At 27.0% G+C, this 11,409-nt stretch carries 9 protein-coding genes, 6 tRNA genes, 1 pseudogene and 1 other annotated feature; all 16 genes and pseudogenes read left to right on the top strand.

Annotated features, from left to right (window positions below; all coding sequences use genetic code 11):
• Nucleotides 1-950: DUF4097 family beta strand repeat-containing protein (locus CSGHG_RS21500; RefSeq protein ID WP_010299645.1), on the top strand; the 950-nt coding region annotated here is incomplete at its 5' end.
• A gap of 183 nt (nt 951-1,133) precedes the next feature.
• Nucleotides 1,134-1,409 carry a hypothetical protein gene (locus tag CSGHG_RS24940; protein ID WP_010299644.1) on the top strand — a complete coding sequence of 92 codons (276 nt, stop codon included), beginning with the start codon at nt 1,134-1,136 and terminating at the stop codon, nt 1,407-1,409.
• Between the two features lie 281 nt (nt 1,410-1,690).
• Nucleotides 1,691-2,206 (top strand): transcription repressor NadR, encoded by a 516-nt coding sequence (locus tag CSGHG_RS18805; RefSeq protein WP_010299643.1) that lies wholly within the window; start codon nt 1,691-1,693, stop codon nt 2,204-2,206.
• An 11-nt stretch (nt 2,207-2,217) separates the two neighbouring features.
• A complete protein-coding gene (locus CSGHG_RS18800) occupies nt 2,218-4,911 on the top strand; it encodes a UPF0182 family protein (RefSeq protein ID WP_010299642.1) in 2,694 nt (897 codons plus the stop codon).
• Between the two features lie 70 nt (nt 4,912-4,981).
• Nucleotides 4,982-6,376 carry an NAD(P)/FAD-dependent oxidoreductase gene (locus CSGHG_RS18795; RefSeq protein WP_010299641.1) on the top strand — a complete coding sequence of 465 codons (1,395 nt, stop codon included), beginning with the start codon at nt 4,982-4,984 and terminating at the stop codon, nt 6,374-6,376.
• Nucleotides 6,377-6,388: 12 nt separating this feature from the next.
• On the top strand, nt 6,389-6,634 hold the full coding sequence (locus CSGHG_RS23490; protein WP_010299640.1) for a DUF1667 domain-containing protein: 246 nt from the start codon (nt 6,389-6,391) through the stop codon (nt 6,632-6,634).
• Between the two features lie 45 nt (nt 6,635-6,679).
• Nucleotides 6,680-6,880 (top strand) — a binding site (T-box leader).
• A gap of 57 nt (nt 6,881-6,937) precedes the next feature.
• On the top strand, nt 6,938-8,212 hold the full coding sequence (gene serS / locus CSGHG_RS18785; RefSeq protein WP_010299639.1) for a serine--tRNA ligase: 1,275 nt from the start codon (nt 6,938-6,940) through the stop codon (nt 8,210-8,212).
• 196 nt (nt 8,213-8,408) lie between these two features.
• A tRNA-Ser gene (locus CSGHG_RS18780) sits at nt 8,409-8,500 on the top strand.
• Between the two features lie 8 nt (nt 8,501-8,508).
• Nucleotides 8,509-8,599: transfer RNA gene (locus tag CSGHG_RS18775), tRNA-Ser, on the top strand.
• 34 nt (nt 8,600-8,633) lie between these two features.
• A tRNA-Ser gene (locus CSGHG_RS18770) sits at nt 8,634-8,725 on the top strand.
• A 61-nt stretch (nt 8,726-8,786) separates the two neighbouring features.
• Nucleotides 8,787-8,878, top strand: a tRNA-Ser gene (locus tag CSGHG_RS18765).
• 13 nt (nt 8,879-8,891) lie between these two features.
• A tRNA-Ser gene (locus CSGHG_RS18760) sits at nt 8,892-8,982 on the top strand.
• Nucleotides 8,983-9,109: 127 nt separating this feature from the next.
• Nucleotides 9,110-9,186, top strand: a tRNA-Arg gene (locus CSGHG_RS18755).
• A gap of 206 nt (nt 9,187-9,392) precedes the next feature.
• A pseudogene (locus CSGHG_RS25155) lies at nt 9,393-9,664 on the top strand (response regulator); the annotation flags it as partial.
• Nucleotides 9,665-10,057: a winged helix-turn-helix domain-containing protein gene (locus CSGHG_RS25150; protein WP_010299623.1), complete on the top strand. Its 393-nt coding sequence runs from the start codon at nt 9,665-9,667 to the stop codon at nt 10,055-10,057. It begins immediately after the preceding pseudogene.
• 7 nt (nt 10,058-10,064) lie between these two features.
• The gene (locus tag CSGHG_RS21485; RefSeq protein ID WP_010299621.1) at nt 10,065-11,267 is read left to right on the top strand and encodes a sensor histidine kinase; all 1,203 of its coding nucleotides are present in this window, start codon (nt 10,065-10,067) and stop codon (nt 11,265-11,267) included.
• Nucleotides 11,268-11,409: the final 142 nt, after the last annotated feature.

Genomic DNA, 11,409 nt, shown 5'->3' with positions numbered 1-11,409 from the left:
ATGAAAAATTTAATAAAGTTCTAAAAGTTATGGCTATAGTATGTTTTTGCACCTTTACAATAGGATTAATAGTTTCCATAAAGACATTTAATTTAAATGAATTAAAAAATGCAAATATAGATTTAGGGAAATTTTCGAAATATATAATCAATGATGTTGAAGATGTTTTTAATAATATTGAGGATAGTAATGCTAAACATTTAGAGAAAGAATTAAATTTAGATGAAATTAAAAATATTTCTATAAAAAGTGATTTATCTAATATACAAATAAAAGAGAATAAAAATATAGATAAATTAAAAGTTAGTGTAGATTATAAATATAAGGGTGATATAAATATAAAAGAAGATACTTTAAATATAGAGAGTGTCAATAGTGAAAATATGAAAAATAATAAAGGTGGATACAAAATATTGTTAGAAATTCCGAAGGAGTTTAAAATTAATAAACTAAATGTAACAAATCATTTGGGAAATATAGAATTAGATAATGTTCTATTTTCAGATGGTGATTTAAGTTCAGATTTAGGATCCATAAAAATAAATTCTACTGAATATTTTATAGCTAATAATATTAATGCTAGTGTTAACATGGGAAAATTAGAAATATATAATGTAGACTGTTTAAATGGAAAATTAACTAGTGATATGGGTGGCATTAAATATATTGTAAATAACAAAGAGGATGTAGAATATGGTAGCTTGACTGCTGTATCTAATGCTGGATCTATTGAGGCATCTTTTGAATTTTTAAATAGAAATTTAATATTAGAAAATGATATGGGGTTAGTAAAACTAAAAGTTAAAAATGAAGGAAAAAATATAGATTTAAAAACTTCTAATGATATGGGGAAAATTAAAAATAATTTTAAAATTGTAGAAGATAAAACTATAAATAAAAGGTTTAATGTTGATATTAAAAATAATATGGGGGCTATAGAAATAAACTAATTTAAGTTTAAAGCTATAAATTTAGTATAATATAAATATATTTTTTAGAGAAAATAATCAATATAAAAATATATTTTAAAGCTAAATTTATAGCTTTTATTTTTGAAAATAAAGTTATAATGTTTAAAAAAATATTGTTAAGATGTATTATTGAATATAGTGTTAAATAAAAAGGAGAATATTATGTTTTTTTATAGAGTTGGTCAGTTTTTCAAAGCAATAACTGCAAAAGTCACTGAAGATGATATTATTTTTATTAATAACTACTTAAGTGATAAAGAAAAAGAGTTATTTTTCAAATTAAAGGTTTATGACCAAAAGCATTGCATTGATGTAGCTAAAGATATAAAGATTTTTTTTCTAAAAAACAACATAAAAAATGAAGATTTAAGTATTATAAAAAATGATTTAATAAAAGCAGGCTTATTGCATGATATTGGAAAGATTAAAAAAATTTAAATCCAATACAAAAGTCTATTTTAGTAATTCTAGATAAATTTTCAAAAGGTAAACTTAAAAATTTAGATAATATTAAAGCTATAGACATATATTATAATCATGATAAAGAGGGATATAAACTACTTAAAGAGAATAATTATAGCAAAGAGTTTTTAAATTTAGTTAGAAATCATCATAACTATGATGTCGATAATGTAGAAATAAACATTTTAAGGGCCAGTGATGACAAAAATTAAAAACAAACTAAAGTCAAAAAATTGATAAAATCAAAGGAGGATCTTATGAGTTCAAAAGAACGTAGAGAGGATATAAAAGCTATATTCTTAGAAAGTAAACTACCGATAAAAGGTCAAGAATTGGCAACAAAATTTAATGTAACAAGACAGGTTATAGTAAAAGATATAGCTATATTAAGAGCGGAAGGAAATAATATAATAGCTACACCAGAAGGATACTTAATTACGAGGTATGAAAACACTAGAATTAGAAGGGTGATAGCAGTAAATCATGATAGAGAAGATGTATATAAAGAATTAAAAACCGTAGTTAAATATGGAGGTACAGTGGAGGATGTAATAGTAGAGCATCCATTATATGGAGAAATAAAAGCTATATTGATGATTAAAAATTTGAATGATGTTGAAAAATTTAATGATAAATTTGATAAGTCGGAAGTAGAACCATTATTTAAATTAACTAATGGAATACATATACATACTATAACTGTAGATAGTATTGAAGATATGGAGAATATTTTAAAAGAGTTAAAGAATGAAAATATTTTAATAGATAATTAAGAGGTGATAAGGTGGCGAGTAAAAAAAGAATAGGAGCATATAGTCTTATAGTAATAGCTATTATATTAGGTGCAATAGTATCAGGTATAAGTATAATAGTAGACTATCAATGGTTTAAAGAAATTGGATATTTACCTATTTACTTTAAGCAAGTAGTATCAATATTAAAACTTATGATTCCTATATTTATGATAATATTTATAGCAATTACACTATATTATTTAAGTTTAAGACCTAATATAAGGAAAGTTAAAAAGGTAATAGAAATAAATAGAAAAGATGAGAAAAAGAAATTAAACAAATTTTTGTTTATAAATGGTATTATATCTTTAATAATTTCTTTTATATTTTCTTTTTCATATTGGTATAAAATATTAGAGTTTAAGGACTCTACTAATTTTAACATTGCTGACCCTATATTTAATAAAGATATATCTTTCTTTATATTTAAATTACCACTTATAAGGTCTTTGTATAATATGGGGATTATATTAGTTGTAATGTTAGTTATAATTACATTTATAATATATATGTCTTTTGTTACAAAGGATAAAATAAAAAATAAGATAGTAAAAAATAATATAATAAAAGACTTTAAAAGTGGAATGACAACTTTTGCTGGAAAACAATTAGCTGTTTTAACAGCATTAATAATGATTTTTTTAGCAATAGGTTATATGGTAAAAGGATGGGATTTAGTTTACTCTCCAAGAGGGACAGTTTTTGGTACTAGCTATACAGATGCTAAGGTAAGTTTGAAATTCTATAGAGCTATATCAATAGCATCGATAGTTTGCTCTGTAGTAGTATTTTTAAGTGTAATGAGAAAAAAATTTAAGCCAATATTTATGTCTGTTTGTTTAATAGCAATTTTAATAATAGGAGAAAATATAGCATCTATAGGAGTACAAGGATTTGTGGTGCAATCTAATGAAAAAACATTGGAAAAGCCTTATATAGAGCAAAATATAAAGTATACAAAACTAGGTTTTAATATAGATGATATAGAAGAAAACAACTTTGATGTAAACAATAACTTAATGGGAAAAGATATAGCGGAAAGTAAAGATATAATTGATAATATAAAAATTAATTCAGTGAAACCAGCTTTAGAATTTAATAATCAATTTCAATATATAAGATATTATTATGGATTTAAAGATATGGACATTGATAGATATAATATTAATAATAAATATAGTCAAGTTTTTATATCTGCTAGAGAATTGGATTTAGATAAACTAGATGAAAATTCTAATACATGGCAAAATAGGCATTTGGCATATACTCATGGTTATGGTGTTACAATGAGTAAAGTAAATTCAGTTACAAGTGAAGGACAGCCTGATTTTGTTATTGGAAATATTCCTATAGAAAATAAAACTGATTTAAATTTAGATAATCCTAGAATATATTTTGGTGAAAGTACAAATGATTATAGCATTGTAAACACTAAATTAGGAGAAATAGATTATCCTATGCGTGGAGAAAACATCACTAATAATTATGATGGAAATGCTGGAATAAGAATGAATTTAATTAATAGATTTATATTTGCAATAAAATATAAAAACCCTAAGTTTTTACTTTCACAAGATATAACAAAAGATAGTAAAATATTAATTAATAGAAATATCACGGAAAGAGCTAAAAAAATAGCTCCATTTATAAAATATGATAAAGACCCATATATTGTAGTGGAAGATGGTAAATTATATTGGATATTAGATGGATATACAGTAAGTAATAAATTTCCATTTTCTCAACCAATTGACGGAATTAATTATATTAGAAATTCTGTTAAGGTAATTATAGATGCTTATGATGGAACTACAAACTTTTATATATCTGACAGTAGTGACCCAATAGCTCAAACTTATTCTAAAATTTTTCCTGAATTATTTAAGTCTATAGATAAAGTGCCTAGTAATTTAAAGTCACATTTTAAGTATCCAGAAGACTTATTTAATATACAATCAAGAGTACTTGGAAAATATCATGTAAAAGATGCAGGAATATTTTATAATGGTGATGATGTTTGGACTATTTCAAGCAATAAAGAAAAAATTAATGAAGAAGAAAAAGAAAGAGATGCATCATATGTTATAATGAGGTTACCTGGAGAAGAAAAGGATGAAATGGTTGTTCTGGAGTATTTTAATACAAAGGGCAGAGATAATATGGTATCTATGTTTGGAGTAAGAATGGATGATGAAAACTATGGTAAAATGTTTTTATATAAATTTCCAACTGGAGGTACTGTATACAGTCCTATGTTATTTCAAAAGAAAATACATCAAGACCCAGAAATTTCAAAAGAGCTTTCTCTTTGGGATACAAAAGGTTCAGAAGTTCAATTTGGAGATACTATAATAGTTCCTATAAAGGACTCTTTACTATATGTAGAACCATTATATCTAAGAGCTGCAGGAGAGAAAAGTATTCCAGAAATGAGAAATGTTATAGTTGGATATTCAGATAAAATTGTATTAGCACCAAGTGTAGATGAAGCATTAGTTCAATTATTTAACTATGAGGATAAAGGTAAAGATGAGAATAATAAATCTAATTTAAATAAAAATGAATTAAATGAAATTAAAGATATATATAATAAAGCTATAGAATCACAAAAGCAAGGGGAATGGGGCAAATATGGTGATTATATAAATGATTTAGGTGAAAAATTAGATCAATTATTGAAATAGATAAAAGATATTTTAAATGCTCCAATCATATTAAGATGGAGCATTTAAAAATTTGTAATATGGAGGATATATGGATTACGATGTATTAGTTCTAGGTGGCGGAATGATAGGATGCGCTGTAGCCTATGAACTTTCAAAATATAATTTAAATATAGCAGTAATAGAAAAAGATTATGATATAGGAGCAGATGCTGCTCTTATCAATAGTGCAACAGTATATGATGGTTTAGAATGTAATGATAGTGTTAGCTCATCACTAATAAGAAAGGGAAATTTAATGTTTGATGAGTATACTGAAAAATTTAATGTGCCCTTTAAAAGAATGGGATCTTTGTATATTGCAAAAGATGAAGAACAATCAACATATATTAAAAACATGTATGAAAGAGCAAAACTTAAAAACATAAGTGATGTGAAACTTTTAAAAGGTGATGAAATATTTAAATTTGAGCCTAATTTAGATAAAGATATTAAAGAAGCGGTATATTTACCTAATACAGGTGTAGTTTGTTCTTATGATTTAGTATTAGCATATGGTGAAATTGCCTTTGATAATGGTGTTAAATTTAGATTAGAGGAAGAAGTTCTAAGTATAGAAAAGATATCTAAAGGTTTTAGAGTTGAAACTAGTAGAAATAAATTCACATGTAAAATTGTTATAAATACTACTGCAGAGAAGCATCTTGGTGAAGATTTAAATAGTAATTTTATAGAGGATGCTGTAAAAAATAATTTAAAATATATTATGGTTAATAAAAATTATAAAAACTCATATTCTAATATAATATTTGATGTAGATAGTAAAGAAAGAAGATATATAAGACCTACAATGGATGGGAATATAATAGGAGCAGTAAGCACTAAAAAAAATATAAGTTATAATAAAGTTATAGATAAATTATCATCTATTTTAGGATCTTTTGATAGCCATAAAGTTAAAATGGTATTAGATTGGACTTTATATGATGAGCCAGTTGTAATTGATGATAGCATATCGGAAGATGGTTACTTAAATGTGGTAGTGAAGCATTTTGGAAAGGTCACAATGACACCAGCCATAGCAGAGATAGTTTGCAAAATAGTTGTAAATAATTTCAATTGCATATTAAAAAAGGACTTTATAGATAGACGAAGAGAGTACTATAAATTTAAAGATTTAAATAATATGGAGAGAAATAAAATAATAAAACTTGATGAAAATTATGGTAAAATAGTTTGTTTATGTGAGGGTATAACAGAAGGTGAAATAGTTGATGCTATAAGAAGACCCTTAGGTGCAAGAACCCTTGAAGGGGTAAGAAGAAGAACAAGTGCTGGACTTGGAAATTGTAGAGGGGCTTATTGCAATCAAATAATAACAGATATTTTGGCAAGGGAAACTAATAAGTCAATGTTAGATATAGATAAGAATACAAAAAATTCTAAAATTGTTTTAAATAGAATTAAAGAATTTGATACAATGTAAAGGTGAATTAGCATGGAAAATAAAGATATATTTACTACGGTAGTAAGAGTAAAAGGTTCAGATATTTATTGTTTGGTTCCGGTAAAAAGTACTAAACCAATAAAAAAAGATTTTTGGATTGAATGTTCTAAAGCTTTATGTAGAATACATGTAGGACCGCCTATAAATATTGGGGATATAGTATGTAAAAACATACTAAATACAGGGGTTGACATAGTGGCTACAAAAAATATAAAAAAAATATTTAGAATAGCTTGACAAAATTCAAAATACAGATTAAAATGATTTTAAAGTTAATAAAAAAACAAACCGTTGATGAGAATAGTAATAAATTTTTAGTATCAAAGAGAACTAGTGGTTGGTGTAAACTAGTATATTAAATTTTATGAATCCGCCTCTGAGGGACTGTGATGAGCAGTACGGCATAGTCGTTATTTAAATTAAGAGGAATGACCATATGGTTATTCAATTAGGGTGGCAACGCGGAGTTTATCCGTCCCTGTTTAGGGATGGGTTGCTCTTTTTTTTATACAAAAAAATAAAACATTAGGAGGAAATATCATGTTAGATTTAAAAAAAATTCGTAATAATCCAGAAGCAATAAAAACAGCATTAAATGATAGAGGGGAAAACTTTGATGTTTCAGTTATAGATGAAGTTGTGGCTTTAGATCAAAGAAGAAGAGACATACTTGTTGAAGTTGAAGAGTTAAAAAATAAAAGAAATACAGATTCTGCAAAAATACCAAAATTAAAAAAAGAAGGCCTACCAGTTGATGAAATAATGGCTGAAATGAAAGAATTAGCAGATAAGATAAAAGGTTTTGATGTAGAACTTAATGAAATAGATGAAAAAATAAAATATATAATGTTAAGAATACCAAACATACCACATCCAGATGTACCAAATGGAGATACTGATGAGGATAATGTAGAGGTTAAAAAATTTGGAGAACCTAGAAAGTTTGATTTTGAACCAAAAGAACACTGGACAATAGGAACTGACAGAGATATATTAGATTTCGAAGCAGGTGGAAAAATTACAGGTTCAAGATTCACAGTTTATAAAGGTTTAGGAGCTAGACTTGAAAGAGCAATAATAAGCTTTTTCTTAGATAAACATGTAGATGAAAATGGATATACAGAAATATTACCACCATACATGGTAAATAGAAATAGTATGATAGGAACAGGACAATTACCAAAATTTGAAGAGGATGCATTTAGAGTAGCAGACACTGACTACTACTTAATTCCAACAGCAGAAGTTCCTGTAACAAACCTATATAAAGATGAGATTTTAGATGGTGCAAAATTACCAATAAAACACGCAGCATATAGTGCATGTTTTAGAGCAGAAGCTGGATCAGCTGGAAGAGATACTAGAGGTCTTGTAAGACAACACCAATTTAATAAAGTAGAACTTGTTAAATTTGTTAAGCCAGAAGAATCTTATGCAGAATTAGAAAAATTAGTTAAAGACGCAGAAAGTGTATTACAAGCATTAGGTTTAGCATACAGAATAGTTAGAATATGTAAAGGAGACTTAGGATTTACTGCTGCATTTAAATATGATTTAGAAGTTTGGATGCCAAGCTATAATAGATATGTAGAAATATCAAGCTGCAGTAACTTTGAAGATTTCCAAGCTAGACGTGCAAATATTAAATATAGAGATGAAAATGGAAAACCAAACTTCATTCATACATTAAATGGATCAGGTGTTGCTATAGGAAGAACTGTAGCTGCAATTCTTGAAAACTATCAAAATGAAGATGGAACAATTACAATACCAGAAGTGCTAAGACCATACATGGGTGGAAGAGATTTCATCTAAACTTGTGACAATAAAATACTTAACTAGAGGTAAATCTCTTTAATTTTACATTAAGAGATTTATCTCCTTAAGTAATTAAATTTATTACCTACATATAATATGTAGATAAAGAGTAAAAATTTAAATAAAATTATCAAATTTTATAAAAAGACCTTGACAGTTAAGGTTAAAATAAATATAATAATATGTGTGACACGGAGAGATGGTCGAGTTGGTTTAAGGCACCGGTCTTGAAAACCGGCGTACGTGATGAGCGTACCGTGGGTTCGAATCCCACTCTCTCCGCCAAACTTTAAGGAGAAATACTCAAGTGGCCGAAGAGGCGCCCCTGCTAAGGGCGTAGGTCGGGTAACCGGCGCGAGGGTTCAAATCCCTCTTTCTCCGCCATATTGCATTAGTCACAATCAAATAAAATTAAAATGGAGAGATGGTCGAGTTGGTTTAAGGCACCGGTCTTGAAAACCGGCGTACGTGATGAGCGTACCGTGGGTTCGAATCCCACTCTCTCCGCCAAACTTTTTTTTGATAAGAAGAGTTTGATAATTCAAACTAGCTAGAAGTTAATAATTAATGTGGAGAGATGGTCGAGTTGGTTTAAGGCACCGGTCTTGAAAACCGGCGTGCGTGATGAGCGCACCGTGGGTTCGAATCCCACTCTCTCCGCCAATTTTTTTTATAAGGAGAAATACTCAAGTGGCCGAAGAGGCGCCCCTGCTAAGGGCGTAGGTCGGGCAACCGGCGCGAGGGTTCAAATCCCTCTTTCTCCGCCATAGTAAAGGACTTATAATAGTAAGTTCTTTATTTTTTTATAAAAAGTAAAAATGAAATTACTATATTTTAGTATAATATATTGACATATCAGTGTATTATTGATAAAATATATTTGTTTTTAAATATGCGGTGGTAGCTCAGTTGGATAGAGTAGCTGGCTACGAACCAGTTGGTCGGGAGTTCGAATCTTCTCCGCCGCACCATAAACCTAGTAATCTTAATGGTTACTAGGTTTTTTTTATTATTATTTTAATATGTTTGGAAAGTAATATTGAAGAATTAAAAAAAGAGTATAATAACTTTGTTATAATAGTTATTATTCAATTAATAAGCAAAGAGAACTAAGTTAGCAATATAAGATTTAATGTATAATAAAAAATAGTTAAATTAAGAAAAAGGAGATAAAAATATGGTTACTATTTTGATAATTGAAGATGATGATACAATAGCCTTTGGAATTAAATCATTTTTATTAAAAAATAATTACAGAGTTATTCATGGAAAAAATTTAGAATTAGGAAAAGAGCTTTTAAAAATAGATATAGATTTAATATTACTAGATTTAAACCTTCCAGATGGATCAGGATTTGATTTTTGTAAGTATGTAAAAAAATTAAAGATATACCTATTATTTTTCTTACTGTCAGAGATGAAGAAAGTACAATAATAAAAGGACTAGATATGGGTGGAGATGACTATATTACTAAACCTTTTAAATTAAGTGTTTTACAGTCGCGTATTACTGCTGTTTTACGTAGAACACTTAAACAACAAATAAAAGAAGATGTTTTATGGTGCAAAAATATTAAAGTAATAAAGTCACAAACAAGAGTTTATAAAAATAACAATGAAATAGAATTAACTGTTGGCGAGTATAATTTATTATTACAATTAATAGAGAATAAAAATAAAACATTGACAAGGGCAGTCTTATTAGAAAATCTATGGGATATTCATGGAGAATTTGTAAATAATAATACACTATCAGTAGCAATAAAACGCCTTAGAAGTAAGCTGGAGGATGAAGCTTTTATTAAAACAGTTAGAGGAATAGGGTATAGGTTGGAGGATTAAATTTTATATGAATAAAAAAGGTGTAAAAATATGGTTGTTTACTAGTTTAATATATATAACATTTTTTTGTATTATATTATATAGTTTTACTTATAAACAATCAGAGAAGATTTTCTATGAAAGAACTGCACAACTTATAGCAGTTGGTGTTAATGATAATCCTAATATTGAACAAGCTCTAGTATCTTCACTAAAAAATAAAAATGAAATAGAGATTAATAAAGGAAAAGAAATACTAAAACAATATGGTTATTTTGAAGATTCTAAAGTTATTTTTAATAATAATCAAATATTTAGCAAATTATTTATTAGTGTTTTGTTATTAATTTTTTTACTATTTTCTTATTTTGGAGGCTCACTAGTACTATCAAATTTTATGAGGTGTAAACGTATAAAGAATTTAACAGAATATCTTTATGACATAAATCAAGGTATTTATAGGTTACATACTGAGAAAAAAGAAGATGAATTTTCAATTTTAGAAGATGAATTATATAAAACAGTTATGATGCTTAGAGAAAGTAGGGAAAAAGAAAAAGAAGAAAAAGAAAAACTATGTAATAATCTTGCGGATATATCTCATCAGCTTAAAACCCCTCTTACATCCATGTCATTAATGATTGAATTATTAGAAATCAGCTCTATTGAAGGAGAAGAGGCCTTATATATTGAAAGCATTTCAGCACAGATACAGCGTTTAAATTATTTAGTATCGTCATTATTAATACTTTCAAAAATTGATGCAGATGCAATGACATTGGAATATAAACCTATTAATGTTTATGAGCTAATAGGTGTTGCTGTTGAACCTCTACATTTAATGATAGAAAAAAAGAACCAACAACTTCTTATAAAAGATAATAGTGATGTATTTTTTACTGGTGATTTTTATTGGACTAATGAAGCTATTCTAAATATAGTTAAAAACTGTTCTGAACACACACCAAATGGAGGAAAAATTTCTATAGATTATAAACAAAACCCTATATGCACACAAATAACAATTGAAGATAACGGCGAAGGATTTAATAATAAAGATATTCCACATCTGTTTACTAGATTTTATAAAGGGTTAAATTCATCTAAGGACAGTGTGGGAATTGGACTTGCTCTTGCGAATTCAATAATTAAAAAACAAAATGGTGAAATTATTGCTATTAATAAAGAAACAGGAGGGGCACAATTTATAATAAAATTTTATACAAATTAATTATGCATAATAAAATAAATGAAAAGTGAAATATGATCCGAATCTTTGATTTTTCATTTTTTCATATACTTTAGCCATGTCACCAATATGTAAGTTAAGAAAGGTAAAATAATGGTAGTAAAAAACATATAAAAATCATGAA

It is taken from the genome of Clostridium senegalense JC122, from assembly GCF_000285575.1.
GTDB classification, from domain to species: Bacteria; Bacillota; Clostridia; order Clostridiales; family Clostridiaceae; genus Clostridium_J; species Clostridium_J senegalense.
Note: the sequence above shows the minus strand (reverse complement) of the source record. Positions and strands in the feature narration are given on the sequence as shown.

Coding starts and splice junctions, on each gene's coding strand:
- CSGHG_RS24940 (WP_010299644.1), top strand. CDS start 1,134: ATGTTTTTTTATAGAGTTGGTCAGTTTTTCAAAGCAATAACTGCAAAA.
- CSGHG_RS18805 (WP_010299643.1), top strand. CDS start 1,691: ATGAGTTCAAAAGAACGTAGAGAGGATATAAAAGCTATATTCTTAGAA.
- CSGHG_RS18795 (WP_010299641.1), top strand. CDS start 4,982: ATGGATTACGATGTATTAGTTCTAGGTGGCGGAATGATAGGATGCGCT.
- CSGHG_RS23490 (WP_010299640.1), top strand. CDS start 6,389: ATGGAAAATAAAGATATATTTACTACGGTAGTAAGAGTAAAAGGTTCA.
- serS (WP_010299639.1), top strand. CDS start 6,938: ATGTTAGATTTAAAAAAAATTCGTAATAATCCAGAAGCAATAAAAACA.
- CSGHG_RS25150 (WP_010299623.1), top strand. CDS start 9,665: ATGGGTGGAGATGACTATATTACTAAACCTTTTAAATTAAGTGTTTTA.
- CSGHG_RS21485 (WP_010299621.1), top strand. CDS start 10,065: ATGAATAAAAAAGGTGTAAAAATATGGTTGTTTACTAGTTTAATATAT.